This is a genomic window from Ectothiorhodospira marina (genome assembly GCF_900109495.1).
GTDB classification, from domain to species: domain Bacteria; phylum Pseudomonadota; class Gammaproteobacteria; order Ectothiorhodospirales; family Ectothiorhodospiraceae; genus Ectothiorhodospira; species Ectothiorhodospira marina.
On the sequence record NZ_FOAA01000001.1, the window covers coordinates 68,804 to 94,468 of the forward strand.

The following is a 25,665-nucleotide window of genomic DNA, read 5'->3' on the forward strand; positions in this document are numbered from 1 at the left end:
ATGGCGTTCGGTGCAACGGGAAGCGAAGCATGAGTGAGGATCTGGTCAATTTCGAGGTCGACGGTATCCCCTTGAAGGCGGAAAAGGGGAGCATGCTGATCCGTGCGACAGACGCGGCGGGGATCCATATCCCCCGGTTCTGTTATCACGACAAGCTGTCCGTGGCCGCCAACTGCCGCATGTGCCTGGTGGAGGTGGAGCGGGCGCCCAAGCCCATGCCCGCCTGCGCCACGCCGGTGGCCGAGGGCATGAAGGTCTACACGCGCTCGCCCAAGGCCCTGGCCGCACAGAAGGCCACCATGGAGTTTTTGCTGATCAATCATCCCCTGGACTGCCCGGTCTGTGACCAGGGTGGGGAGTGCGAGTTGCAGGACGTATCCATGGGCTTTGGGGAGGATATCTCCCGCTACAGCGAACCCAAGCGGGCGGTCAAGGACCAGGACATCGGTCCGCTGATCGCCACGGAGATGACCCGCTGCATCCATTGCACCCGCTGCGTGCGCTTTGGCGAAGAGATCGCCGGCATGCGCGAACTGGGCGCCACGGGCCGCGGCGAGAACATGGAAATCGGCACCTTCGTGGCCAAGACGGTGGCCTCCGAACTGTCGGGTAACGTGATCGATCTGTGCCCGGTGGGCGCCCTCACTGCCAAGCCCTCGCGTTTCACCTACCGGGCCTGGGAATTGATGCAGCACGCCACCGTGGCCCCCCATGACTGCGTGGGGTCGAATCTCTATCTGCACACCTACAACGGGCAGGCCATGCGCGTTGTGCCCCGGCGCAATGATGGCGTCAATGAAACCTGGATCTCTGACCGGGACCGCTTCAGTTATACCGGGCTGTCCGCCGAGGATCGCCTGACCCAACCGATGATCCGCCAGAAGGGTGAATGGGTACCCACCGATTGGGAGACCGCCCTGACCCGGGTGGTGGAAGGATTGCGGGCCCAGCCCGCCGAAGCCTGCGGGGCCTTGCTTTCCCCCCAGGCCAGCCTGGAGGAACTCTATCTGGCGCAGCAATGGCTGCGTGGCCTGGGGATCCATCATCTGGATCACCGCCTGCGCCAATCCGACTTCTCGGATCAGGAACGCGCCCCGCTATTCCCCTATCTGGGAGGGAGTCTGGAGTCCCTGGAGCAGGTGTCTGCCTGTCTTCTGGTGGGGAGCAACATTCGTAAGGATCAGCCCATGGCGGCGCATCGTCTGCGTAAGGCGGCGCTGGCGGGCGCGACGATCATGGCCATCCATTCCCGCGACTTCCCGTTCCATTTCCCGGTGGCCCCTCAGGTGGTGGTCGATCCCCAGGGCATGGTGATGACGCTGGCGGCGGTGGCCGCCGCGGCTCTGGAAAAGGCGGGTGGCAGCACCCCGCGCGGGTTCGCGGACCTGCTCAAAGCGGCCCAGGTCACCGATGAGGCCCGCACCATGGCCGAAAAGCTGGCAGGGGAGGGGGGTGCCCGCATCCTGCTGGGCATCCAGGCTCAGCATCACCCCCAGTTCTCGCTCCTGCGCGCCCTGGCAGGCGTCATCGCCGACCTGACCGGGGCCACCCTGGGGTATCTCTCCGAGGGTGGCAACGCCTCGGGTGCCTGGCTGGTCGGCGCCGTGCCCCATCGGGGGCCCGGGGGCGCGTCCCTGGACACGGCCGGCCAGTCGGCGGGTGAGTGGCTGTCCGGCTCGCCCAAGGGGTGCGTTCTGCTGAACGTGGAGCCCGATCTGGACTGCGCCGATCCCGCCCAGGCGATGCAGGCCCTGGAGCAGGCCGACTTCGTGGTGGCCCTGACGCCCTTTGCCGGGGAGTCCTTGCGCAAGGTGGCCCATGTGCTCCTGCCCATATCCACCTTTGCCGAGACCGCCGGTACCTACGTGAATGCCGAGGGTCGCTGGCAGAGTGTGAAGGGGGCGGCCACGCCTCCGGGTGAGGCACGCCCCGCCTGGAAGGTGCTGCGGGTGTTGGGCAACATGAGCGATCTGGCCGGCTTTGAGTATCTGTCGTCCGAACAGGTTCGCGATGAGGTCAAGGCGCGTCTGGCCGAGGCCGGTGTGAACGATTTTGACACCCGGGTTCAGCATGATGGCAGCAAGCTGCCGGTACCACCCAAGGCGGCCGGTCTGCAGCGGGTGTCATCCGTGGGGCTATATGACGTGGATTCGCTGGTGCGCCGCTCGCTGCCGCTGCAGGCCACGCCAGACGCCGGCGACGCTGATGCGGCGCGGATCAATGCCGCCCAGGCGCGCAGCCTGGATCTGGCCGACGCCACCGAGGTGGTGGTGCGCCAGGGCAAACTGACCGCCCGCCTGTCGCTGGTGATCGATGAGAGCATCCCCGAGGGGTGTGCCTGGCTGCCTGCGGGCGTCAGTGTCACCAGCGGCCTGGGGCCGTCCCACGGGCCGGTGGAATTCCACAAGGTTTGACGATCAGGGTTCAAGCATGCAGCAAGCCATGATTCAGTTCTGGGAAGGGTTGCCGTTGATCGTGCAGATCAACCTCAAGATCATGGCGATCTTGACACCGCTGATGCTGGCGGTGGCCTATACCACCTTCGCCGAGCGCAAGATCATCGGCTACATCCAGGTGCGGGTGGGCCCCAATCGGGTCGGTCCACGGGGCTGGCTGCAGCCTATCGCGGACGCACTCAAGTTGCTCACCAAGGAAGTGGTGATCCCCACCAATGCCAACCGCTATCTATTCCTGATTGCGCCGGTTCTGTCGATTGCCCCGGCGCTGGCGGCGTGGGCGGTGGTTCCCTTCGACAACGGGATGGTGCTGGCGGATATCAACGCGGGGCTGCTTTTCCTGCTGGCCCTCACCTCCATGGGAGTGTACGGCATCATCATCGCGGGCTGGGCCTCCAACTCCCGCTACGCGCTGCTGGGTTCCATGCGCTCGGCGGCCCAGATCATCTCCTACGAGATTGCCATGGGGTTTGCCCTGGTGGGGGTGATCATGGCCGCCGGCAGTCTCAACGTGGGGGAGATCGTGATGGCTCAGCAGGGCAGCGTCTATCACTGGTTCCTGCTGCCGCTGTTCCCTCTGTTCCTGGTGTACTTCATCTCCGGTGTGGCAGAGACCAATCGCGCCCCCTTTGATGTGGCGGAAGGGGAGTCGGAGATCGTTGCGGGCTTCCATGTGGAGTACTCGGGCATGGCGTTTGCCGTGTTCTTCCTGGCTGAATACGCCAACATGATCCTGATCTCTGCCCTGACGGCCCTGCTGTTCCTGGGTGGGTGGCTGTCGCCGTTCGAGGGGATCCTGCCCGACTCCGTCTTCGCCATCCCGGTGCTCGGCTGGCTTCTCAACAGTGGCATCCACTGGTTCCTGATGAAGACGGCCTTCTTCCTGTTCTGTTTCCTTTGGTTCCGCGCCACCTTCCCCCGGTACCGCTATGACCACATCATGCGCCTGGGCTGGAAGGTGCTTATTCCCGTGACCATTGTCTGGCTGTTTGTCGCGGGCGCCGCCGTGGCCATCGGCATCGGCCCCTGGTTCGCGTGAAGGAGGTTTTCATCATGGGCACGGCCATTCGTCAGTTCTTCAAGACCTTCCTGCTCTGGGAGCTGCTGCTGGGCATGAAATTGACCGGCCGCCACCTGTTCGAGCGCAAGATCACGGTGCAATACCCGGACGAGACAACCCCTATCTCGCCCCGGTTTCGCGGCCTGCACGCCCTGCGCCGTTATCCCAATGGCGAGGAGCGCTGCATTGCCTGCAAGCTCTGCGAGGCCGTGTGTCCGGCGCTGGCCATCACCATCGAGTCGGAGCCGCGTGATGATGGCACCCGGCGCACCACACGCTACGACATCGATCTGTTCAAGTGCATCTATTGCGGGTTCTGCGAGGAGGCCTGTCCGGTGGATTCGATCGTGGAGACTCACATCCAGCATTATCACTTTGAAAACCGGGGTGAGCAGATCATGACCAAGGACAAGCTCCTTGCCATCGGCGACAAGTACGAACAAGAGATCGCCGCGGCCCGGGCGGCCGATGCGCCCTACCGTTGATGAGGAGGCCCCGGATCACATGACTTTTGAAGCGTTCCTGTTCTATTTCTTCTCGGTGGTCCTGGTGGGATCCGCCGTGGCGGTGATCACCGTGCGCAATCCGGTGCACTCAGCGCTGTTTCTCGTGCTCGCCTTTGTCGCCACGGCTGCCCACTGGATCATGTTGGAAGCGGAATTTCTGGGCATCCTCCTGGTGCTGGTGTACGTGGGCGCGGTCATGGTGCTGTTCCTGTTCGTGGTCATGATGCTGGACATCAACATGTCCCGTATCCGCCAGGGCTTCATGAAGCTCCTGCCAGTGGGCCTGGTGGTGGCCGTGGGCATGATGGCAGTCATGGCCATGGTGGTGGGCGCCAAGGTGTTCCAGGTGGAACCACCGGCCCCGGCCGGTGCCGACTACAGCAACACCGAGGCCTTGGGACAGTTGCTGTATACGGAGTATGTCTATCCGTTCGAGATTGCCGCGGTGATCCTGCTGGTGGCCATCATCGCTGCCATCGTGCTGACCCTGCGGCGACGCCCCGACAGCCGTTACATGGATCCGGCCAGGCAGATCCGTATTCGGCGTGAAGACCGGGTACGCATGGTGAAAATGGAATCGGAAAAGAAATAAGGGTAGAAGGCGCTCCGGTCCGGTGACACCGCCGGAGCCGGGAAGTCAGGGCTGAACAAAACCACCCGAGCGGGCACCGTCGAGAGACCTGCGCAGGGCCAACAACGGGACCAAGCATGATTCCTCTGTCGCATTACCTCGTTCTGGGGGCGATTCTGTTCGCGCTCAGCGTGACCGGGATCTTCCTGAACCGGAAAAACCTGATCATTCTGCTCATGTGCATCGAACTGATGCTCCTGGCGGTGAACATGAATTTCGTGGCCTTCTCCCACTACCTGGGGGATCTCGCCGGCCAGGTGTTCGTGTTCTTCATCCTCACCGTGGCCGCTGCCGAGGCGGCCATCGGGCTGGCCATCCTGGTCCTGGTGTTCCGTAACCGAGAGACCATCAATGTCCAGGATCTGGACGAGATGAAGGGGTAAGACATGGAGACGCTCTATCTTGCCATCGTGCTGGCGCCTTTGTTGGGTGCCATCGTTGCCGGACTCTTCGGACGTCAGGTAGGACGCGTGGGTGCTCACAGTGTCACGACGGCCGGTGTGGCCCTCTCCTTCGTGCTCTCGTTGGTGGTCTTCTGGTACCACGCCATGGCCGGAGGGGCGATCCATAACGAGACCGTTTACACCTGGCTGGTGAGTGACGGCATCCGTTTCGAGATCGGTTTCCTGGTGGATAATCTCACCGCCATGATGATGCTGGTGGTCACCTTCGTGTCGTTGATGGTGCACGTGTACACCATCGGCTACATGCGGGATGATCCGGGTTACCAGCGTTTCTTTGCGCTGATCTCCCTGTTCACCTTCTCCATGCTGATGCTGGTGATGGCCAACAACTTCCTGCAGCTGTTCTTCGGCTGGGAGGCGGTGGGCCTGGTCTCGTACCTGCTGATCGGCTTCTGGTTCAAGCGGCCCTCGGCCATCTACGCCAACATGAAGGCCTTCATCGTCAACCGGGTGGGCGACTTCGCCTTTGTCCTGGGGATCGGTGCCGTGGTCTTTCATACCGCCAGCCTGGATTACATGGAAGTCTTCGCCCAGGCCGATACCATGGCCGATGCCACGATCAGCATCCTGCCGGGCAGCGAGTGGTCGCTGCTGACCGTGGCCTGCATTCTCCTGTTCATCGGTGCCATGGCCAAATCCGCACAGGTGCCCCTGCACGTATGGCTGCCAGACTCCATGGAGGGGCCCACCCCCATCTCGGCCCTGATCCACGCCGCTACCATGGTGACCGCGGGTATCTTCATGGTGGCCCGTGTGTCGCCCCTCTATGAATACTCGGTGGTGGCCCTGAGCTTCATCCTGATCATCGGCGCCATCACTGCCTTCTTCATGGGGCTGATCGGCCTGGTACAGAACGATATCAAGCGGGTGGTGGCCTATTCCACCCTCTCCCAGTTGGGTTACATGACGGTGGCCCTGGGGGCTTCGGCCTATGCCGCCGGCATCTTCCATCTGACAACGCACGCCTTCTTCAAGGCCTTGCTATTCCTGGCCGCCGGGTCGGTGATCATGGCCCTGCATCACGAGCAGGACATGCGCCGCATGGGGGGATTGCGCAAGTACATGCCCATCACCTATGTCACCGCCCTGATCGGATCCCTGGCCTTGATCGGCTTCCCGGGGTTCTCCGGGTTCTTCTCCAAGGACGGCATTATCGAGGCGGTGCATATGTCCTCGATTCCGGGCGCCAGCCTGGCTTACGTGCTGATCCTGGCGGGCGTCTTCGTGACAGCCCTCTACACCTTCCGCATGTTCTTCATGGTGTTCCATGGTGAGGAGCGTTTCCGGCAGGCGTCCGGAATGGACCATGGTCACGGGGGGCACGAGGACGATCACGGGCATGGACATGGGCATGGCGGTACGCCTCAGGAATCACCCTGGGTGGTCACCGTGCCTTTGATCCTGCTGGCTATCCCGTCGGTGCTGGCCGGGTACTTCGTGGGTCCCCTGCTGTTTGGTGACTTCTTCGCCGAGGCCCTGTATGTGGACGAGAGTCGCGATGTGCTGGCCATGCTGGGAGAGGGATATCACGGTGTCCTGGGGCACATGGTTCATGGCGTCATGATGCCTCCCTTCTGGCTGGCCATGGCGGGTCTGGGGACTGCCTGGTTCGTTTACATGAAACGGCCGGACCTGGCCCAGAGGGCGCGCGACACTCTGCCCTGGGCCTACAACATCCTGGATCGCAAATACGGGTTCGACGAGTTCAATGATGCCGTGTTCGCCGGCGGGGCGCGTCGTCTGGGGGAATGGCTGTGGCGCTTTGGCGACACGCTCCTGATCGATACGGTGATCGTCAATGGCAGTGCCCGCGCGGTGGGCTGGGTATCGGGTCGTCTGCGCCTCGGCCAGACGGGTTACCTGTACCACTATGCCTTCGCCATGATCATCGGCCTGCTGGTGCTGATCCTGGCGTTCGCCCTCTAGGATCAGGGCCTCTTGCACCACGATACGGTTAAACGCGGGATTCCAACGGGAAGAGCACATGTTTGCTGACTGGCCACTTTTGTCTCTGGTGATATGGACGCCGATTATCGGTGGACTCATCGTCTTGTTCGTGGGTGATCGGATGCCGGAGGCATCCCGGCGCCTGTCACTGTCGATTGCGGTCCTGACATTCCTGCTGAGCCTGCCGCTGTTTGTGCTCTTCGACCGCTCCACCCACGAGATGCAGTTCGTGGAATGGGTGCCCTGGATCAGCACCTTCGACATCCATTACCACCTGGGTGTGGATGGCATTTCCATGCCGCTGATCCTGTTGACCACCTTCACCACAATGCTGGTGGTGCTGGCGGCGTGGGAGGTGATCCAGTACCGGGTGTCCCAGTACATGGCCTCGTTCCTCATCCTGGCGGGCCTGATGAACGGCGTGTTTTCGGCCATGGATGCGGTGCTGTTCTACGTCTTCTTCGAGGCCATGCTGATCCCCATGTTCCTGGTGATCGGCATCTGGGGTGGCCCCAATCGGATCTACGCCACCCTGAAGTTCTTCCTCTACACCTTCTTCGGGTCGGTGTTCCTGCTGATTGCCCTGATCTACCTGTATACCCAGGCGGGCAGCTTCGCGATCCTGGATTTCCATCACACGCCGCTGGGCATGACTGCCCAGACACTGATCTTCCTGGCCATGCTGCTGGCCTTCGCGGTGAAGATCCCCATGTTCCCCGTGCATACCTGGTTGCCCGATGCTCACGTGGAGGCGCCCACCGGCGGCTCGGTGATCCTGGCAGCCATCATGCTCAAGATCGGTGGCTATGGGTTCCTGCGGTTCTCACTGCCCATCACCCCGGACGCGGCCATGGCCCTGGACTGGCTGATGATCACCCTGTCGCTGATCGCAGTGGTTTACGTGGGCCTGGTGGCGCTGATGCAGAAGGACATGAAGAAGCTCATCGCCTACTCCTCCATCGCCCACATGGGTTTCGTGACCCTGGGCTTCTTCCTTGCCTTCATGATCTACAACAACACCGGCAACTGGCAGGGCGCGGGGCTGGGAATCAGCGGTGGCATGGTGCAGATGGTCTCCCATGGCTTGATCTCGGCGGCCATGTTCCTGAGTGTGGGTGTGCTCTATGACCGCATGCACAGCCGCCAGATTGCCGACTACGGCGGTGTGGCCAATACCATGCCCTGGTTTGCGGCGTTCTTCGTGCTGTTTGCCATGGCCAACACCGGCCTGCCTGGTACCTCTGGTTTCGTGGGCGAATTCATGGTGATCCTGGCGGCCTTCCGCGCGGACTTCTGGATTGCCCTGCTGGCGGCGACGACCTTGATCCTGGCTGCCGCCTATACCCTGTGGCTGGTCAAGCGGGTGGTGTACGGCGAGGTGGCCAACGACCATGTGGCTCAATTGCAGGACCTGAACCGGCGGGAATTCTGGATCCTCGGCGTGCTGGCCTTCGCCGTCCTCCTGCTGGGGGTCTGGCCGGCGCCGTTGCTGGATGTGCTGGACGCCACCGTGGAAAACCTGGTGCGGCATATCGCCGTCTCCAAGCTCTAAGCGTTCCTGGATACCGATATGACCTTTGAGATTCCGGATTTCGTTCCCGTCATCCCCGAACTGTTCCTGCTGGGCATGGCCTGCGCCATCCTCTTGGCGGACCTGTTCATCCCCCAGGCGCGTCGGGATATCACCTACGGCCTGGCTCAGTTCACCCTGCTGGGGACCTTTTTGCTCACGGTGATCCTGGCGTCTCCGGAGGCCCGGTTCACCTTCAGCGACAGTTTCGTGGCCGACCCGATGTCGGATCTGCTCAAGTCCATGGTCCTGCTGGTGTCGGCGGCGGTGTTCCTCTACTCCAGGCCCTATCTGCAGAGTCGGGATCTGCACAAGGGCGAGTTTTACGTGCTGGGGTTATTCGGGGTGCTGGGCATGTTGATCATGATCTCGGCCCACAGTCTGCTGACCTTGTATCTGGGGCTGGAGCTCCTGTCGCTCTGCCTGTACGCCCTGGTAGCGTTCAACCGTGATTCTCCCGTGGCCTCCGAGTCGGCCATGAAGTATTTCGTGCTGGGTTCCATCGCCTCGGGCATGCTGCTCTATGGCATGTCGCTGCTCTATGGTATTACCGGCACCCTGGATATTGCCGGTGTGACCCAGGGTGTGGTGGCCGCGGCCGCCGGTTCGGCAGATCACAGCGTGGCCCTGGTGTTCGCGCTGGCGTTCGTGGTGGTGGGGCTGGGTTTCAAGCTGGGGGCTGTCCCGTTCCACATGTGGTTACCCGACGTCTATCACGGGGCGCCCACGCCAGTGACCCTGTTCATTGGCGCGGCCCCCAAAATTGCGGCGTTTGCCATTGCCATGCGCCTGCTGGTGGATGGTCTGGGTCCCTTGCACGGGGATTGGCAAGGGATGTTACTGATCCTGGCGGTGCTTTCCCTGGCCGTGGGCAATGTGGTGGCCATCGCTCAGACCAACATCAAACGGATGTTTGCCTACTCGACCATCGCCCATGTGGGATTCATCGTCATGGGTCTGATGTCGGGCATCGAGGCGGGCTATGCCGCCGCCATGTTCTATGTGATCGTTTATGCCATCACCTCCGCGGGTGGCTTCGGCATGATCCTCTTGCTGTCCCGCAAGGGTTTCGAGGCAGACGCCATCGAGGACTTCAAGGGGCTGAATGATCGCAGTCCCTGGTTTGCCTTCGTCATGCTCCTGCTGATGTTTTCCATGGCCGGGGTGCCGCCCACGGTGGGCTTCTACGCCAAGCTGGCGATTCTGCAGTCCGTGGTGCAGGTGGAGTTGGTCTGGCTGGCGGTGTTCGCGGTGCTCATGTCGGTGATCGGCGCGTTCTACTACCTGCGGGTGGTCAAGTACATGTACTTTGACAAGCCGGCGGACACGGCGCCGCTGCCCCAGGGAACCGGCATCAACGTGGTGTTGTCCATTAATGGGCTGCTGGTCATCGGCCTGGGAATCTTTCCTGGTTTGCTGATGGCGCTGACGACGGCTGCACGGTAGGCTGTGCGGCTCGCCTGCGCGGCGCGGGATTGAACTCACGCAAAAACCGGAATTGATTGATGGACGTGTTGCAGATTGCCGTATGGGTTTACCTGGCCGCCATGATTCTGGCCGCCAATCTCCCCTGGATGACTGACAGGGTGTTCTTTTTCTTTTCCCCTCCCGGGGGGCGTAAAGTCCCCGGCTGGCGGTTTGCGGAGTGGGGGGTGCTGTACGGGGTGGCGCTGGCCCTGGGTTGGGCCCTGGAGAATTACATGACCGGGACGGTCCACGAACAGGGCTGGCAGTTCTATGCCATCACCCTCTCCCTGTTCGCGGTGTCTGCCTTCCCCGGCTTCATTTACCGTCACGATTTGCGCAAGCACCTGATCCAGCGCAGCCGAGTGCCCCATGCCGCGTCGGACATCCCGGAGTAGGTGGGGCCGATTCACGGAAAATCGTGAATAAGGGGTTGCAGTCTTCGGGAAAGATGCGTAGTATTCACAGCCTCAGTTGCGGGGTGGAGCAGTCTGGCAGCTCGTCGGGCTCATAACCCGAAGGTCGCAGGTTCGAATCCTGCCCCCGCTACCAGGTACCGTCAAAGGCCCCTTTTGGGGCCTTTTTCTTAACCGCGGTGGGATTTCAACGTCCGTTTCATGCGCTCCCGACAGGGACGCCGGGCGAAGAAAGACTGCTACGGCGGTGTTCTCGAATGGGCCCTGGGGCCCATTTTTTGTTTGTGGGGTGTATGTGCGGCAGGACTCCCTGGAATTGACGCGTCTGATTCGTCCGGTGGTCGAGGGGCTCGGTTACGAGTTGTGGGGCCTGGAGTATCGGGTTCAGCGTACCAGCGCCTTTTTGAGGATCTTTATCGACGGCCAGGAAGGCATCACGCTGGATGATTGCGCTGCCGTGAGTGACCAGGTGAGCGGCGTGCTGGACGTGGAAGATCCGATCCCGGTGCCGTATCGCCTGGAGGTGTCATCGCCTGGGATGGACCGCCCACTGTTCGAATCGGCCCACTACCGGCGTTACCCGGGGGCTCGAGTTCGGGTCCGCACCAGTTGGCCCATAGAGGGGCAACGCAACTTCAAGGGCGTGATCGAGTCCGTGGAGGATGAGGCCGTGGTGCTCGCCCTGGACGATGGCGAAGGGGCCGTGCGCATCCCCCTGGAATCAGTGTCTCGGGCGCGATTGGTGCCCAGCTTCTGAAAGCCTGGATCACACCGGATGGGTCCAGCGTCGGATTCACCCCATGTCGCCGCGGTGACCAATCGCCGGGCGCTGTGATCCGGACGCCGCCGCGCAGGCCGCGCCGGGGCAAGTCATGTGGAGACGTTTGAATGAGCAAAGAAATCCTGCTGGTGGTGGACGCCGTCTCCAATGAGAAGGGCGTCGACAAGAGCGTGATCTTTGAGGCCATCGAGTCCGCTCTGGCCTCCGCCACGCGCAAGAAGCACGGCGGCGATATCGACGTGCGCGTCAGTATTCACCGGGAGACCGGTGACTACGAGACCTATCGTCGCTGGCGTGTAGTCGATGATGAAGACCCGGAATTTGAAAGCCCCGAACGGCAGATCCTCTATTCCTACGCGATTCAGAATCATCCCGACATTCAGGTGGGTGAATACATCGAGACGCCCATCGAGTCGGTGGAGTTCGGTCGTATTGCCGCCCAGACCGCCAAGCAGGTCATCGTGCAGAAGGTGCGCGAGGCCGAGCGGGCCAAGGTGGTGGATGAGTTCCAGGATCGCGTGGGCGAACTGGTGATGGGCACGGTGAAGCGTTCCGAGCGCAATGGCGTGTTTCTGGATCTGGGCAGCAACGCAGAGGCCTTTATCCCCCGCGATGAGATGATCGCAAGGGAGACCGTGCGCCCCAATGACCGACTGCGCGGCTATCTGCGCGAGGTGCGTACCGAACAGCGCGGCCCGCAGTTGTTCGTGAGTCGGACCGTGCCCGAATTTCTGGTGGAGTTGTTCAAGCTGGAGGTGCCTGAAGTGGGGCAGGGCTTGATCGAGATCATGGGGGCGGCCCGCGATCCGGGCATGCGCGCCAAGATCGCCGTACGCTCCCACGACCCTCGCCTGGATCCGGTCGGGGCCTGTGTGGGTATGCGGGGTTCCCGGGTGCAATCCGTCTCCAACGAGCTGGCCGGTGAGCGTATCGATATCATTCTCTGGAATGACAATCCTGCCCAATTCGTCATCAATGCCATGTCCCCCGCCGAGGTGCTCTCCATCGTCGTGGACGAGGACAGCAACAGCATGGATATCGCCGTGTCCGAGGAAAAGCTCTCCCAGGCCATTGGTCGTGGGGGGCAGAACGTTCGCCTGGCATCGCAGTTGACGGGCTGGGAGTTGAACGTGATGAGCGAAAAGCAGGCCGTGGAGAAGAACGAACACGAAACCGCCGAGCTTCAGAAAATGTTCATGGACAGCCTGGACGTGGACGAGGAGGTGGCGGCCATCCTGGTGCAAGAAGGCTTCTCCAGCATTGATGAGGTGGCTTATGTGCCCACCGCTGAAATCGTGCAGATCGAGGAATTCGACGAGGATATCGTTGAGGAGCTGCGTCGCCGCGCCCGGGACGCCTTGCTCACCAAGGCCATCGCCTCGGAGGAGCAGCACAACGGGGGGGTGCCAGCCGCCGACCTGCTTGAGATGGATGGCATGGACTCTGATCTGGCGCATCGCCTGGCGGCTCGCGGGATCTGCACCATGGAGGATCTGGCCGAGCAGTCGGTGGACGACTTGGTGGAACAGGCAGCGGTGGACCCGGAGCAGGCAGCCAGTCTGATCATGGCCGCCCGTGCCCCCTGGTTTGCGGACCAGACAAAAGACGCGTAAGTAAGAAGGACCAGCGCGCCTGCCGTGCGCGCGCCCCAGGCCTCAGGCCGGGGCCCGGTCCGCGGAAGCATTCAGATCGGAGGTAACGGCACATGACCGACGTTACGGTGAAACAGTTGTCAGAGATGGTGGGAACGCCCGTGGAGCGGCTGCTTGAGCAGCTCTCCGAAGCGGGCGTGTCCGTCTCCGATCCCGATCAAATGGTGACCGAGGAGCAGAAGTTCAAGCTGCTGGAGCACCTGCGAAAGGCCCATGGCAAGTCTGAAGAAGGTGGCCAGGGGCGGCGTATCACGCTGCGTCGCCGCAGTACCACCGAGTTGAAGGTGGCGGGCGCCCAGGGGCGTGCCAAGACCGTCAGTGTGGAGGTGCGTAAGCGCCGAACCTACGTCAAGGGTGGTGGAGCGGCCGCTGAACCCGAGCAGCAGGCCCCCGCCGCTTCGTCGGCTGAGGCCAGCCCGCCGGAAGCCAAGCCTGAGAGCCTGCCCGAGTCCCCCGAGACGAAGGCTGTCGAGCCTGAGGCCGAGGTCCAGGCAAAGGCCCCGGCAGAGCGGAGCGTTGAGCAGCCACCCGAGCCCGAGACGCCGCCGGTTGTCGAGGAAGTGAAGACGGCCGAGCAGGAACAGGCCGAGGCCGATGCCCGTGCCGCCGAAGAGAAGCGTCAGGCTGAGGAGGCCGCGCGTCTGGCCGAGGAACAACTCAAGGCCATGGAGGCTGAAGTCCTCAAGGCAGCAGAACAGGAAACGCGTCAGCAGGCCGAGCAGCAGACCCGGCAGGCCGCCGAGGAGGCCGCGCGCCGCGAGGCCGAGGCGCGTGCCGCCGCTGCCGCCGCTGCCGCGCCGCCCGCTCCCACGCCGGGGCCTGCTGCGGCCCCGCCCCCGGCCTCCACCGACCAGCCCCGTGGCAAGCGTCGTCGTGGCAAGGAGCGGGAAGATGCCGGCAAGTCCAAGCGCGAGGAGCTGCACGTCTCCAGCGACAAGCGCGGACGTCGCGGCAAGGGCAAGGGTGGTCGCGCCGCGGCTGCTGTCACGCCTAGCAAGCACGGCTTTGAAAGACCCACGGCGCCGGTGGTGCGCGAGGTCGGTATCCCCGAGACCATGACGGTGGGCGAACTGGCCCAGAAGATGGCCATCAAGGCGCCGGAATTGATCAAGACCCTGATGGGCATGGGCGTGATGGCCACCATCAACCAGTCCATTGACCAGGATACGGCCACCCTCGTGGTGGAGGAGATGGGGCACATTGCCAAGCCCATGCAGGAAGCCGAGGTGGAAGAAGAGCTTTCCCTGGAGACCGAACAGGGCGGGGAAGCGGTGCTGCGTCCACCGGTGGTCACCGTGATGGGTCACGTGGACCATGGCAAGACCTCCCTGCTGGACCATATCCGCCTGACCCAGGTGGCCGAGGGCGAGGCCGGGGGCATTACACAGCACATTGGTGCCTATCACGTGCCCTTCAAGGATCGTGCCGGTATCACCTTCCTGGATACACCAGGCCACGCGGCCTTTACCTCCATGCGTGCCCGTGGCGCCAAGGTCACCGACGTGGTGGTGCTGGTTGTGGCGGCGGATGACGGCGTGATGCCTCAGACCCTGGAAGCCATTCAGCACGCCCAGGCGGGTGAAGTGCCCATGGTGGTGGCGGTCAACAAGATCGACAAGCCGGAAGCCGATCCGGAACGTGTCAAGAGTGAACTGGCGCAGCACAACGTCATTTCGGAAGAGTGGGGTGGCGAAACCCAGTTCGTGCATGTTTCCGCCAAAACGGGCGAGGGCATTGACCGACTGCTGGAGGCCATCCAGTTGCAGGCCGAGCTCATGGAGCTCAAGGCGCATAGCGAAGGTCAGGCCCGTGGCGTGGTGGTGGAATCCAAGCTGGACAAGGGGCGCGGGGCCGTGGCCACGTTGCTGATCCAGTCCGGCACCCTGGAGAAGGGCGAAGTGATCCTCACTGGCCAGGAGTTTGGCCGCGTGCGCGCCATGTTCGACGAGAATGGCAAGCCGGTGAAATCCGCGGGGCCGTCCATGCCCGTGGAGGTGCTGGGCCTGTCGGGTGTGCCCAACGCCGGCGATGACATGCTGGTGGTCCAGGACGAACGCAAGGCCCGTGAAGTGGCTCTGTTCCGTCAGGGCAAGTTCCGCGAATCCAAGCTGGCCACCCAGCAGGCGGCCAAGCTGGAGAACCTGTTCAGCCAGATGCAGGAGGGGGCTGCTTCGGTGGTCAATATCCTGCTCAAGGCGGATGTTCAGGGCTCTGCCGAGGCCTTGCGCGACTCGTTGGAGAAGCTATCCACCGACGAGGTGAAGGTCAAGATCGTGTCAGCGGGTGTGGGGGGGATCACCGAATCCGACGTGAACCTGGCTACCGCATCCACGGCCATTATCATCGGCTTCAACGTTCGCGCCGATGCTGGCGCCCGCAAGGCGGCCAGCGACATGGATGTGGACCTGCGCTACTACAGCGTGATCTACGAGGCCATCGACGATGTGAAACAGGCCCTTTCCGGTCTGCTTTCGCCGGAGATGCGCGAGGAGATCATTGGTCTGGCCCAGGTTCGGGATGTGTTCAAGTCCTCCCAGTTCGGTGCGGTTGCAGGCTGTCTGGTCATCGAAGGCAGTGTGCGTCGGGGCAATCCCATCCGCGTGCTGCGTGACAACGTGGTCGTCTATGAGGGTGAGCTGGAGTCCCTGCGTCGCTTCAAGGATGACGTCAACGAGGTGAAGACAGGAACCGAATGCGGTATTGCGGTGAAAAACTACAATGATGTGAAGCCCGGCGACCAGATTGAGGTCTACCATCGAGTTGAGGTGGCGCGGTCGCTCTGAAGTCCGAGCCACGCCATATGAATCGATGCCGCGCCACGGCATCCAACGCCCGGGGTTTCTGACATGCCCAAAGATTTTTCACGTTCACAGCGAGTGGGCGACCAGATCCAGCGGGAACTGGCCGAACTGATCCGCGAGCAGGTCAAGGATCCCCGTGTGGGGATGCTGACCCTCTCGGGGGTCGAGGTGAGTCGCGATCTGGCCCATGCGAAGGTCTTCTTCACTGTGCTCGGGGATCAGGACGCCATTGAGGGGACCACCCAGGGATTGCGTCAGGCGGCCGGTTTCCTGCGCCGCGAGCTGGGCCGGCGCATGCGTATCCGCACCGTGCCGGAACTGCATTTTCACTATGATGATACCCAGGCGAAGGGGGCTCGACTCTCGGCTCTCATCGATGAGGCCGTGGCCAGTGATCGCGCTCGCCATCCGGATGCCTCCGACGACAAAGACCCTCAATGAGCAAACCGAAAATCCAGCGCCGTGATGTCCACGGCCTGATCCTCCTGGACAAGCCTCAGGGCTACACCTCCAACCAGGCCCTGCAGCGGATCAAGTATCTGCTCCGTGCCCGTAAGGCGGGCCATACCGGCAGTCTCGATCCGCTGGCCACGGGCCTGTTGCCCCTGTGTTTTGGTGAGGCCACCAAGGTTTCCGGGTTTCTTCTGGATGCCGATAAGCGCTATCACACGGTCTGCCGTCTGGGGCAGAAGACCCTGACCGGCGACGCCGAGGGGGAGGTGATTGAGACCCGGGATGTTCCCGACCTGGATGCGGCCCGGATTGAATCGGCGCTGGCCAGGTTTCGTGGACCCATCGAGCAGATCCCCCCGATGTATTCGGCACTCAAGCACCAGGGTCAGCGGCTTTATGAGTTGGCCCGAAAGGGGCAGGAGGTGGAGCGGCCACCACGGGCCGTGACCATTCACGACCTGCGCTGCCTGGCCCATGACGACGGGGCACTCACCCTGGATGTGGTGTGCTCGAAGGGCACCTATATCCGTACCCTGGTGGAGGATATCGGTGAAGTCCTGGGCTGCGGTGCCCATGTGATTGCCTTGCGACGCATCGGCCTGACACCCTTCGAAGACCCTCACATGGTGACCCTGGAGCAGATCGAGGCCCTGGCGGAGCAAGGTTTCCAGGCCCTGGATGAGGTTCTGAGGCCTCTGGACGAGGCTCTGGAGCACTGGCCGGCGGTCACCCTGGATGCCGACAGCGCCTTTTATCTTGGGCAGGGGCAGGCGGTCTTCGTGCCTGGCCTGACACACCGGGGGCACTTGAGGCTGTACGGGCCCGGAGACCGCTTCCTGGGTGTTGGCCGCCTGCTGGATGATGGTCGGGTGGCACCCAAGCGGCTGATTGTTCAGCCAACCTGATGATCCTTTCACGATCCCGCATGACCCGCCGGCCGCATCCACAAGCCCCTGTTCTGCAAAGGGGGGGCGTGATAGAATCGCGAGCCTTCAGAAAAGAATGCAGAGGCCCTGTGTGGCCAGATCCCATCCCAGGAGTTTTCAAGAATGTCCCTGAGCAGTGAAGTGAAGTCAGATATCGTCGAGAAGTACAAGCGCGACGCCGCCGACACCGGTTCCCCGGAAGTCCAGGTGGCCCTGTTGTCCGCACGTATCCAGCACCTGATGGGGCACTTCTCCAAGCACAAGAAAGATCATCATTCCCGTCGCGGTCTGCTGAAGATGGTCAACCAGCGCCGCAAGCTGCTGGACTACCTCAAGAGCAAGGATCAGCAGCGCTATCAGGATCTGGTCAGCAGCCTGGGTCTGCGCCGCTAAGTCTTCGGCAAGGCCTTTGCCGCGCCCACTCAGAACAAGCCAACCGGGATACAACGTGCCGTCAATTACCAAGTCGTTCCAGTACGGTCAGCATACCGTCACCTTCGAAACCGGCGAGATCGCTCGCCAGGCCACCGGCGCTGTGATGGTCGATGTGGCCGGCACCGTGGTGCTGGTGACGGCCGTGGGCCGCAAGGAAGCCGTGCCAGGTCGGGATTTCTTCCCCCTGACGGTCAACTATCAGGAACGGACTTACGCCGCCGGGCGGATTCCCGGCGGGTTCTTCAAGCGCGAAGGGCGGCCCTCGGAAAAAGAGACCCTGACCTGCCGGCTGATTGACCGCCCCCTGCGGCCCCTGTTCCCCAAGGGCTTCACCAATGAGGTGCAGGTGGTGGCCACGGTGATGTCCCTGAATCCGGAAGTGGACCCGGATATCCCGGCCCTGCTGGGGGCCTCCGCTGCGGTGGCCCTGTCGGGCATGCCGTTTGCCGGCCCGATTGGTGCCGCTCGAGTGGGCTACCAGGACGGCGAGTACCTGCTGAACCCCGACCTGACCCCGCTGAAGGACTCCCAGCTGGATCTGGTGGTGGCCGGCACTCAGAACGCCGTCATCATGGTGGAATCCGAGGCCACGGAGTTGTCGGAAGAGGTCATGCTGGGCGCCGTGATGTACGGCCACGAGCAGATGCAGGTGGCCATCAACGCCATCCGCGAACTGGCGGCCGAGGCTGGCAAGCCCGCCTGGGACTGGCAGCCGCCGGAAGAGGATAAGGCGCTGCGGGCCCGCGTGGAGGAGGCCTGCCTGTCGGATTTGACCGAGGCCTACAAGATCGCCGAAAAGCAGGAGCGTACCGCGCGCATCAAGGAACTGCGCGATGAGGTCAAGGCTCGCCTCGCCGATGGCGAGGAAGGCTCCCCCGAAGCTGATGAGATCAAGGAGATCTTCCACGATATCGAGAAGCGCATTGTGCGCGATCTGGTTCTGGATGGTCAGCCGCGTATCGATGGGCGCGATACCACCACCGTGCGTCCCATCGGCGTGCGCGTGGGTGTGCTGCCGCGTACCCATGGCTCGGCACTCTTCACCCGGGGTGAAACCCAGGCCATCGTGACCGCGACCCTGGGCACCGACCGGGATTCCCAGGTCATCGATGCCATCGAGGGTGAGCGTCGTGAGCGCTTCATGCTGCATTATAACTTCCCTCCCTACTGCACCGGCGAGACCGGTATGGTGGGTACGCCCAAGCGCCGAGAGATCGGTCACGGCCGTCTGGCCAAGCGGGGCGTGCAGGGCGTGATGCCGGCCGACGAGGATTTCCCCTACGTGCTGCGGGTGGTCTCGGAGATCACGGAGTCCAACGGTTCCAGTTCCATGGCTTCGGTCTGCGGTACCAGCCTGGCACTGATGGATGCAGGTGTGCCTCTGAAGGCGCCGGTGGCCGGTATTGCCATGGGACTGATCAAGGAGCAGGACCGTTTCGCCGTGCTGTCGGACATCCTCGGAGACGAGGATCACCTGGGCGATATGGACTTCAAGGTGGCTGGTACCGAAGGCGGTGTCACTGCGCTGCAGATGGACATCAAGATCGACGGCATCACCCGTGAGATCATGGAAAAGGCCCTGGGCCAGGCTCGCGAAGGTCGGCTGCACATTCTGAAGGAGATGGGTAAGGTCATGACCACCCCGCGGGGTGAGATGTCTGCCTATGCGCCGCGTTTCATCACTCTGCGCATCAATCCGGAGAAGATCCGTGATGTGATCGGTAAGGGAGGGGCCACCATCCGTGCCCTGACCGAGGAAACCGGTGCCACCATCGACATCGATGACTCGGGTGTGATCAAGATCGCCTCCGTGGACAAGGAAGCCGGTGAGGAGGCCAAGCGCCGCATCGAGGAGATCACCGCTGATGTGGAAGTGGGTCGGGTCTATGAGGGGCGCGTGGCCAAGATCATGGACTTCGGTGCCTTTGTGACCATCCTGCCGGGCCGCGATGGCCTGGTGCATATCTCCCAGATCTCTGAGGAGCGGGTGGAGAGTGTCTCTGACAAGGTGAAGGAAGGCGAGACGGTCAAGGTCAAGGTGCTGGAAGTGGACAAGCAGGGCCGGATCCGTCTGAGCATGAAGGCGGTGGAGTCGGGGGAGTAAGTTTCCCCACCGCCCTCACCCCAACCCCTCTCCCGCCAGCGGGAGAGGGGCTAAAACCTGGCCATTCCCGTCATCAGGGCATAGCCCCGAGTTTCCCTTCTCCTGTCATCAGGCTGAAGCCTTGAATCTCCCTTCTCCTGTCATCAGGCCGAAGCCTTGAATCTCCCTTTTCCTGTCATCAGGCCGAAGCCTTGAATCTCCCTTCTCCCCTCTGGGGAGAAGGGCCGGGGATGAGGGGCGGGGCGGGACGCCCCGAGGTTCAGTCCTGTTGCCCATCTGCTGCCGTCGCCTCCGGCTCCCCCTCATATATACCAATGAGATAATCCTCCAGCAGGGTCCTGGCGGCGTCGCTGTGCGCTGCTCCGTAACCTTTGGTCTCCCAGGCCTCCGTTGCCTCCCGGCCGCACCAGGGCTCCACCATCGCTGGTGGACCCGCGTGTTGGGGGAGATACTCGCTGATGTCGTAGACCTTGCCATGAATTGCCTTCCAGCAGTCCTCAGGCTGATCATGTTGCGCCAGTTCTTCCTGAGTGATCACCGGCAGTGATGGGGCGGGATCGTCGGCCTGCGCGGCCAGTGGCAGGATCAGGAGCGCCCCCAGCGCGAACGCAGTCGTCTCCCATGGACGGCGAGGGGTGGAACGGACGCGGCGGGTCGATGGCATGATGTCATCCTTCGATGGGGTTATCAGGAGTCGGTAGTGATTGATGGTGGCCTGGGCGCGCCAGCATACCCGACCCATACTAAGGGATCAGCCAGTCTCCGAGAATAAGCCTCCCACCCCGGAAGGCGCGATTGAATGATCCCGGACAATCATGACGCGGGGACGAGTCGCGTACCCGGACTTCCTCGGCTAGCATCCTGAGTCTGGATGATATCCATCCTGAATGGCGGCGCCTGGCGCGTCGCCCCGTCAATGAGGTTTCAGACGTGCGAATCGGTATCGGTATCGGTGTGTTTCTGGTGGGGCTGACCTGGTTGCTGTATCGGGTGGGAAATATCCCACCCGAGATGGGGGGGCTGGGGGTGATCGGCTACTTGATCCCCGCCTTGCTGGTGATCGTGCTGGGGTTGGGGATCTTCGCCTGGGGCCCGGGCAACGAGGCCCAGACGTCCAGCGACTGACCGGGACGTAGGGCCGCCTTGTCGCCCCAGCCCCACGGACCGTTCACAGGCGGTCCGTGGGGCGTGCCTGGTGACGAATGCTGCTTACCCGCCGTCCTGGCTATCACCCGAACCCTTGCGGGCCGCCATGGCCTTCTCGCGCTCTTCCTTCAGATACTGGACCTTCTCCTTGACCAGTACGCCGGCCAGGAGCACCAGGGCGAGCAGATTGGGCGCCGCCATCAGGCCATTGAGGGTGTCCGAGACGTCCCAGACGGTGGTCAGGCCGCCAATCGCACCCAGGAATAAAAAGCACACGAAAATGATCCGGTAGGGCAGGACGACCCGCTTGCCGAAGGCATACTCCCAACTTTTCTCACCATAGAAATTCCAGGTGAGCATGGTAGTGTAGGAGAACAGCACAATGGACAGCAGGACGATCCATCCGCCCAGGCCCGGCAGGCCGGTGGAGAAGGCGCTACTGGTGAGTTCCGCTCCGGTCTGCCCCGTCTGGATCACGCCAGTGACCAGGATCACCAGGGCCGTCATGGTGCATACCACCAACGTATCGACGAAGACCTCCCACATCCCCCACAAACCCTGGGCATAAGGCTTGTTGCGGGCCTGCGCATGGACGATGGAGGCCGAACCCAGGCCCGCCTCGTTGGAGAAAATGCCTCGGGCAATGCCGTATCGGATGGCACCGGCCACCGTGGCGCCGGCAAAACCGCCGATGGCCGAGGTTGGCGTGAAGGCGCCGTTGAAGATCTGTGCAAACGCCCCCGGGATCTGATCATAGAAGCTGACCAGAATGCCCACGGCGCCGATGATATAGACCAGCGCCATGGTGGGGACGATGCGTTCGGCAGTCACGGCGATGCGCTTGATCCCCCCCAGGGTGACCAGGCCCACGAGGAACATCACCACCAGGCCGGTGGCCCAATTGGGCACGCCCATGCTGGTTTCCAGGGCGTGGGCCATGGTATTCGCCTGTACCATGTTGCCGATGCCAAAGGCCGCCAGGCCAGCCAGGAAAGCATAGACCAGGGCCAGCCACTTCCATTTCCGGCCCAGGCCGTATTCGATGTAATAGAAAACACCCCCCGAGACCCGGCCGTCCGAGTCGACCTGGCGGTATTTCAAGCCCAGGGTGGCCTCAGCCAGCTTGGTGGCCATGCCCACCAGGGCCACGATCCACATCCAGAATACGGCACCGGGTCCCCCAAGGGCGATGGCTGTGGCCACCCCGGCGATATTGCCCACCCCGATGGTGGCGGCCATGGCGGAGGTGACGGCCTGGAATGGCGTGATGGCGCCTTTTTCCACCTGTTGATCACGGCGGAACAGCGTGCCAAAGGTGCGTTGCCAGGCAAAGCGAAGGTGTGTGAACTGGAAAAAGCCCAACCGAATGGTGAGATACAGCCCCGTGCCCACCAGCAGGATCATGAAAGGAGGGCCCCAGACGATGCCGTTGACCCAGTCGTTGACCGCGAGAAGTCCTTGCATCATGACGTATTGTCTCCCCTGTTGAGCAGGTGAATATTCTGGTTGGTTTTATTGATGCACGTCAGCGGAGAGTTTAATGGTTGCTCGTCAAGTCTCAAACACTCATTGTCAGGCTCTGCTGGAGCCAGTGAGGCACACGCCGCTCAAGCCAGTAACGACCCCAGCCTTCCACAAAGCCCACATGGCCACCATGGTGAGCCAGTTCCAGGTGCACGGTGGACGATAACTCCGGTTCGGTGGGAATGACCTCCGGGCTCATGAAGGGGTCGTCGATGGCATGCAGGATCAGCGTGGGGGTGCGGATGCCATGCAGGTACTGCCGACAACTGCACTGACCATAGTAGTCATCCACATCCCTGAAACCATGCAGGCGGGCGGTGACGGCATCATCAAACTGCCGAAAGGTACGTAATTGCGGCAGGGCAGTGCAGTCGATGGGCAGGGGCATGCGGCGGCACTTGGCCTGAGTGGAACGGCGGAGGCGTCCCACCAGATAGCCCTGGTAGAGGCGCGAGAGCCCCCGCTCCATGCGCCGTGCAGCCTTGTCCAGATCGAAAGGGACGGAAATGGCCACCGCTGCGGATAACGGATTGGTGTCACCCGTCTCACCCAGCCATTTGAGCAGGGCGTTGCCGCCGAGGGAGACGCCGATGCCTGCCACCGGCCGTTCGGGGAAGCGCTGGGTCAGTTGTTCCACGACCCAGGCCATGTCTCCGGTGTCGCCGGCGAAATAGCTGCGGGGCAGACGGTTGGGTTCGCCGCTGCAGCCACGAAAGTGCAGGGTGAGGGCCTGAAAGCCCTGGTCGTGCAAGCGGCGCATCAGCCCGGCCGCATAGGGGGACCGGCTGGAGCCTTCCAGACCGTGAAACAGGATCACCAGCGGGCCGTCCATGGTGGGGGCCCAGTCCAGATCCAGGAAATCGCCGTCGGGCAGTTCCAGGCGCTCGCGGCGCAGCGGGATGGAATGACGAGGGCGCAACAGGTTGGGCAGAATGGTTTGCACATGGCTGCCCCGTAACCAGCGCGCCGGGTGAAAATCGGCCTGCGTGATCATGGTCGTCGGTTTCCCGGCTGAGCTTCGGGAACGGTCATCAATCCCCGATGGATGGTGGTTTTCTCGGTCCGGTCACTTGAAACTGAGGACTCGAGTCGTTACAACAGGTGGATATTCCCATACTGGAAAGGATCTCATGGATCTCTCCTCGATCAAGAGCGCCTATCGGCGTTACGCGCGATATTACGACGCCGTGTTTGGCCCCATCTTCGCCGGTGGCCGGCGAATGGCAATGGAGATGGTGAACGCGGAAACGGCGCCACGCGTACTCGAGGTGGGGGTGGGGACCGGCCTGTCCCTGCCGGATTACCGGGCAGACGCCCGGGTCGTGGGTATCGATGTGAGCCCGGAGATGCTCCAGATCGCCAAGCGTCGGGCCGAGGATGGCCAGCTCAAGCAGGTGGAATCCCTCATGGAGATGGATGGGGAATCCCTGGCGTTTGCCGATGACAGTTTCGACTGTGTGGTGGCCATGTACGTGGCCTCGGTGGTGCCCAACCCCGACAAGCTCATGCGGGAGATGCAGCGTGTCTGCGTTCCTGGCGGTGATGTGTTGGTGATCAACCATTTTGCCTCCAGCCATCCCATTGTGCGCCGCGTGGAACGCGCCTTGCGGCCCCTGTCACGCCTGGTGGGTTTCAGGCCCGACATGGAACTGGACAGCCTGCCCGAGCTTCCTGGTCTCAACCGCGTGGGTGTGCACAAGACCAACCTGTTCGGTTACTGGAAGCTGGTGCATTACCGCAATGGCGAGGCGCCCCTGGCGGAAGCGGAGCAGTCCCTGACGCCTCGCGCGGCGGATCAGCCCGGCTGATCCCCATCGCGACCTGTCCTGCGTCCCCGGTGGGGATGATGGACCCATCCATTCAAGAGTCCCCTATGAGCATCGACTGGAAGGCGTACGACCCCAACGGATTTTACGATGAACTCATCAGTGCCCCGGGCATCCCGCGTCCGGCAGCCAAGACCCTGACCGATTATCTGCGCTCCCTTGGCGACGCCGAGATACACGAGCGCAAGCAGGCGGCCGAACACGCCATCATGGAGATGGGCATCAGCTTCACGGTGTATACGGAAGGCGGCAATATCGACCGTGCCTGGCCCTTCGACATCATCCCCCGAATCATCCCGCGGACTGAATGGCGCCGTGTGGAGGCTGGATTGCGCCAGCGCCTTACGGCCCTGAACATGTTCATCAGCGACATCTACAACGAACAGCGCATCGTCAAGGACAAGATCTTTCCGGCCGAGATCCTGTCCCAATCCCGCAATTTCCGTGAGCAATGTCGAGGCATTCAGCCCACCCATGGGGTATGGGCGCATATCTGCGGCTCCGACCTGGTGCGGGATGCCGATGGCAGCTTCTATGTGCTGGAGGACAACCTGCGCGTCCCCTCGGGGGTGTCGTACATGCTGGAGAACCGCCAGGTGACCAAGCGGGTGTTCCCGGAGTTGTTCGAGAATTACAGCATCCAGCCCGTGGATGAGTACCCCTCCCAGCTCTTCGACATGCTGGCCAGCCTCTCGCCCCGCCCGCTGGATTATCCCGAGGTGGTTGTCCTCACCCCGGGTATTTATAACTCCGCTTACTTCGAGCATGCCTATCTGGCCCAGCGCATGGGAGCGGAGTTGGTGGAGGGGGCCGACCTGGTGGTCTGCGATGATGATTGCGTCTACATGCGCACCATCGACGGTCTGGAACGGGTGGACGTGATCTATCGTCGCATTGATGACCTGTTCCTGGATCCGGAGGCCTTCAACCCTGACTCCATGCTGGGCGTCCCGGGCGTGATGCGGGCCTGGCGGGCTGGAAACGTGGCACTGGTGAATGCTCCAGGGGCCGGTGTGGCCGATGACAAGGTGGTGTATGCCTTCGTGCCCAAGATGATCCGCTACTATCTGGACGAGGAACCCATCCTGTCCAATGTGCCCACTTATCTGTGCATGGACGATAAGGAGCGGGAACACGTACTGGCCAACCTGGATCAACTGGTGGTCAAACCGGCCAATGAGTCGGGAGGGTATGGAATGATCATCGGCCCCCATGCCACGCCCACCCAGTTGGAGGAGTTTGCCGAGCTCATCAAGCGCGATCCGCGTAACTATATCGCCCAACCTACGCTCAAGTTGTCCACATCCCCCACGTTGTGTGACGGGCATCTGGAGCCGCGGCACCTGGATCTTCGCCCCTTCGTGCTCCAGGGGGTGCGCACGGATGTGACCGCGGGGGGGTTGACACGGGTGGCCTTGCGCAAGGGCTCCCTGGTGGTGAACTCTTCTCAAGGGGGCGGCAGCAAGGACACCTGGATCGTTGACACGGATACCCGGGACTGAC

The 25,665-nt window shown here is 62.4% G+C and carries 22 protein-coding genes and 1 tRNA gene; 20 read left to right on the forward strand and 3 right to left on the reverse strand.

All coding sequences use genetic code 11. From position 1 onward, the window contains the following. Nucleotides 1–29 precede the first annotated feature (29 nt). The 17 genes from nuoG (at nucleotide 30) to pnp (ending at nucleotide 19,666) form a co-directional block, all read left to right on the forward strand. On the forward strand, nucleotides 30–2,414 hold the full coding sequence (gene nuoG, locus BMY52_RS00370) for an NADH-quinone oxidoreductase subunit NuoG (RefSeq protein WP_090249460.1): 2,385 nt from the start codon (nucleotides 30–32) through the stop codon (nucleotides 2,412–2,414). A 16-nt stretch (nucleotides 2,415–2,430) separates the two neighbouring features. Then, nucleotides 2,431–3,495, forward strand: a complete 1,065-nt coding sequence (gene nuoH / locus BMY52_RS00375) for an NADH-quinone oxidoreductase subunit NuoH (protein ID WP_090249463.1) — start codon at nucleotides 2,431–2,433, stop codon at nucleotides 3,493–3,495. 14 nt (nucleotides 3,496–3,509) lie between these two features. Continuing rightward, nucleotides 3,510–4,001, forward strand: a complete 492-nt coding sequence (nuoI, locus tag BMY52_RS00380) for an NADH-quinone oxidoreductase subunit NuoI (protein ID WP_090249466.1) — start codon at nucleotides 3,510–3,512, stop codon at nucleotides 3,999–4,001. Nucleotides 4,002–4,020: 19 nt separating this feature from the next. Then, a complete protein-coding gene (locus tag BMY52_RS00385; protein WP_090250447.1) occupies nucleotides 4,021–4,614 on the forward strand; it encodes an NADH-quinone oxidoreductase subunit J in 594 nt (197 codons plus the stop codon). 116 nt (nucleotides 4,615–4,730) lie between these two features. Further along, nucleotides 4,731–5,036, forward strand: coding sequence for an NADH-quinone oxidoreductase subunit NuoK (gene nuoK / locus BMY52_RS00390; protein ID WP_025280946.1), 306 nt, complete (start codon nucleotides 4,731–4,733; stop codon nucleotides 5,034–5,036). A 3-nt stretch (nucleotides 5,037–5,039) separates the two neighbouring features. Further along, on the forward strand, nucleotides 5,040–7,043 hold the full coding sequence (gene nuoL / locus BMY52_RS00395; protein ID WP_090249469.1) for an NADH-quinone oxidoreductase subunit L: 2,004 nt from the start codon (nucleotides 5,040–5,042) through the stop codon (nucleotides 7,041–7,043). Between the two features lie 58 nt (nucleotides 7,044–7,101). Continuing rightward, a complete protein-coding gene (locus BMY52_RS00400; protein ID WP_090249473.1) occupies nucleotides 7,102–8,616 on the forward strand; it encodes an NADH-quinone oxidoreductase subunit M in 1,515 nt (504 codons plus the stop codon). Nucleotides 8,617–8,634: 18 nt separating this feature from the next. After that, nucleotides 8,635–10,080, forward strand: coding sequence for an NADH-quinone oxidoreductase subunit NuoN (nuoN, locus tag BMY52_RS00405; protein WP_090249476.1), 1,446 nt, complete (start codon nucleotides 8,635–8,637; stop codon nucleotides 10,078–10,080). Nucleotides 10,081–10,139: 59 nt separating this feature from the next. Further along, nucleotides 10,140–10,496 (forward strand): DUF2818 family protein, encoded by a 357-nt coding sequence (locus BMY52_RS00410; RefSeq protein ID WP_090249478.1) that lies wholly within the window; start codon nucleotides 10,140–10,142, stop codon nucleotides 10,494–10,496. 77 nt (nucleotides 10,497–10,573) lie between these two features. Then, nucleotides 10,574–10,650 (forward strand) — tRNA-Met (locus BMY52_RS00415). A gap of 174 nt (nucleotides 10,651–10,824) precedes the next feature. Continuing rightward, nucleotides 10,825–11,271 (forward strand): ribosome maturation factor RimP, encoded by a 447-nt coding sequence (gene rimP, locus BMY52_RS00420; protein ID WP_090250449.1) that lies wholly within the window; start codon nucleotides 10,825–10,827, stop codon nucleotides 11,269–11,271. Between the two features lie 131 nt (nucleotides 11,272–11,402). Beyond that, complete coding sequence (gene nusA, locus BMY52_RS00425) at nucleotides 11,403–12,908, forward strand: transcription termination factor NusA (RefSeq protein ID WP_090249482.1); 1,506 nt, start codon at nucleotides 11,403–11,405, stop codon at nucleotides 12,906–12,908. Nucleotides 12,909–13,000: 92 nt separating this feature from the next. Beyond that, complete coding sequence (gene infB, locus BMY52_RS00430) at nucleotides 13,001–15,730, forward strand: translation initiation factor IF-2 (protein WP_090249487.1); 2,730 nt, start codon at nucleotides 13,001–13,003, stop codon at nucleotides 15,728–15,730. 63 nt (nucleotides 15,731–15,793) lie between these two features. Continuing rightward, entirely contained in the window at nucleotides 15,794–16,189 is a 396-nt protein-coding gene (gene rbfA / locus BMY52_RS00435; RefSeq protein ID WP_090249490.1) for a 30S ribosome-binding factor RbfA, read from the forward strand. Beyond that, complete coding sequence (truB, locus tag BMY52_RS00440; RefSeq protein WP_090249492.1) at nucleotides 16,186–17,106, forward strand: tRNA pseudouridine(55) synthase TruB; 921 nt, start codon at nucleotides 16,186–16,188, stop codon at nucleotides 17,104–17,106. Before rbfA ends, truB begins: the two co-directional genes overlap by 4 nt. Before the next feature lie 144 nt (nucleotides 17,107–17,250). Next, nucleotides 17,251–17,520, forward strand: a complete 270-nt coding sequence (rpsO, locus tag BMY52_RS00445; RefSeq protein WP_090249494.1) for a 30S ribosomal protein S15 — start codon at nucleotides 17,251–17,253, stop codon at nucleotides 17,518–17,520. Nucleotides 17,521–17,575: 55 nt separating this feature from the next. Further along, a complete protein-coding gene (pnp, locus tag BMY52_RS00450) occupies nucleotides 17,576–19,666 on the forward strand; it encodes a polyribonucleotide nucleotidyltransferase (RefSeq protein WP_090249497.1) in 2,091 nt (696 codons plus the stop codon). Nucleotides 19,667–19,925: 259 nt separating this feature from the next. Here the strand turns inward: pnp and BMY52_RS00455 are convergent, their stop codons facing one another. Next, on the reverse strand, nucleotides 19,926–20,330 hold the full coding sequence (locus BMY52_RS00455) for a cytochrome b5 domain-containing protein (RefSeq protein WP_090250452.1): 405 nt from the start codon (nucleotides 20,328–20,330) through the stop codon (nucleotides 19,926–19,928). A 266-nt stretch (nucleotides 20,331–20,596) separates the two neighbouring features. Here BMY52_RS00455 and BMY52_RS00460 point away from each other — a divergent pair, with 266 nt between their 5' ends. Further along, on the forward strand, nucleotides 20,597–20,791 hold the full coding sequence (locus BMY52_RS00460) for a hypothetical protein (RefSeq protein ID WP_090249499.1): 195 nt from the start codon (nucleotides 20,597–20,599) through the stop codon (nucleotides 20,789–20,791). Nucleotides 20,792–20,875: 84 nt separating this feature from the next. Here the strand turns inward: BMY52_RS00460 and BMY52_RS00465 are convergent, their stop codons facing one another. Then, nucleotides 20,876–22,276: an alanine/glycine:cation symporter family protein gene (locus BMY52_RS00465; RefSeq protein ID WP_425429216.1), complete on the reverse strand. Its 1,401-nt coding sequence runs from the start codon at nucleotides 22,274–22,276 to the stop codon at nucleotides 20,876–20,878. 94 nt (nucleotides 22,277–22,370) lie between these two features. Continuing rightward, on the reverse strand, nucleotides 22,371–23,330 hold the full coding sequence (locus tag BMY52_RS00470; protein ID WP_090249504.1) for a hydrolase: 960 nt from the start codon (nucleotides 23,328–23,330) through the stop codon (nucleotides 22,371–22,373). 136 nt (nucleotides 23,331–23,466) lie between these two features. On the opposite strand from BMY52_RS00470, the gene BMY52_RS00475 reads away from it, so the two are divergent. Together BMY52_RS00475 and BMY52_RS00480 are read left to right on the forward strand one after the other, a co-directional pair. Further along, complete coding sequence (locus BMY52_RS00475; protein ID WP_090249506.1) at nucleotides 23,467–24,144, forward strand: class I SAM-dependent methyltransferase; 678 nt, start codon at nucleotides 23,467–23,469, stop codon at nucleotides 24,142–24,144. 65 nt (nucleotides 24,145–24,209) lie between these two features. After that, a complete protein-coding gene (locus tag BMY52_RS00480; protein WP_090249508.1) occupies nucleotides 24,210–25,664 on the forward strand; it encodes a circularly permuted type 2 ATP-grasp protein in 1,455 nt (484 codons plus the stop codon). The last annotated feature ends 1 nt before the right edge of the window (nucleotide 25,665 follow it).

What these genes read in the sequence shown, in the direction of transcription:
- BMY52_RS00410 (WP_090249478.1), top strand. Translation starts at nt 10,140, where the DNA reads ATGGACGTGTTGCAGATTGCCGTATGGGTTTACCTGGCCGCCATGATT.
- BMY52_RS00455 (WP_090250452.1), bottom strand. Translation starts at nt 20,330, where the DNA reads ATGCCATCGACCCGCCGCGTCCGTTCCACCCCTCGCCGTCCATGGGAG.
- infB (WP_090249487.1), top strand. Translation starts at nt 13,001, where the DNA reads ATGACCGACGTTACGGTGAAACAGTTGTCAGAGATGGTGGGAACGCCC.
- nuoH (WP_090249463.1), top strand. Translation starts at nt 2,431, where the DNA reads ATGCAGCAAGCCATGATTCAGTTCTGGGAAGGGTTGCCGTTGATCGTG.
- nuoL (WP_090249469.1), top strand. Translation starts at nt 5,040, where the DNA reads ATGGAGACGCTCTATCTTGCCATCGTGCTGGCGCCTTTGTTGGGTGCC.
- nusA (WP_090249482.1), top strand. Translation starts at nt 11,403, where the DNA reads ATGAGCAAAGAAATCCTGCTGGTGGTGGACGCCGTCTCCAATGAGAAG.
- rpsO (WP_090249494.1), top strand. Translation starts at nt 17,251, where the DNA reads ATGTCCCTGAGCAGTGAAGTGAAGTCAGATATCGTCGAGAAGTACAAG.
- BMY52_RS00400 (WP_090249473.1), top strand. Translation starts at nt 7,102, where the DNA reads ATGTTTGCTGACTGGCCACTTTTGTCTCTGGTGATATGGACGCCGATT.
- nuoI (WP_090249466.1), top strand. Translation starts at nt 3,510, where the DNA reads ATGGGCACGGCCATTCGTCAGTTCTTCAAGACCTTCCTGCTCTGGGAG.
- nuoG (WP_090249460.1), top strand. Translation starts at nt 30, where the DNA reads ATGAGTGAGGATCTGGTCAATTTCGAGGTCGACGGTATCCCCTTGAAG.
- BMY52_RS00480 (WP_090249508.1), top strand. Translation starts at nt 24,210, where the DNA reads ATGAGCATCGACTGGAAGGCGTACGACCCCAACGGATTTTACGATGAA.
- BMY52_RS00475 (WP_090249506.1), top strand. Translation starts at nt 23,467, where the DNA reads ATGGATCTCTCCTCGATCAAGAGCGCCTATCGGCGTTACGCGCGATAT.
- BMY52_RS00465 (WP_425429216.1), bottom strand. Translation starts at nt 22,276, where the DNA reads ATGCAAGGACTTCTCGCGGTCAACGACTGGGTCAACGGCATCGTCTGG.
- truB (WP_090249492.1), top strand. Translation starts at nt 16,186, where the DNA reads ATGAGCAAACCGAAAATCCAGCGCCGTGATGTCCACGGCCTGATCCTC.
- rbfA (WP_090249490.1), top strand. Translation starts at nt 15,794, where the DNA reads ATGCCCAAAGATTTTTCACGTTCACAGCGAGTGGGCGACCAGATCCAG.
- BMY52_RS00385 (WP_090250447.1), top strand. Translation starts at nt 4,021, where the DNA reads ATGACTTTTGAAGCGTTCCTGTTCTATTTCTTCTCGGTGGTCCTGGTG.
- nuoN (WP_090249476.1), top strand. Translation starts at nt 8,635, where the DNA reads ATGACCTTTGAGATTCCGGATTTCGTTCCCGTCATCCCCGAACTGTTC.
- nuoK (WP_025280946.1), top strand. Translation starts at nt 4,731, where the DNA reads ATGATTCCTCTGTCGCATTACCTCGTTCTGGGGGCGATTCTGTTCGCG.
- BMY52_RS00470 (WP_090249504.1), bottom strand. Translation starts at nt 23,330, where the DNA reads ATGATCACGCAGGCCGATTTTCACCCGGCGCGCTGGTTACGGGGCAGC.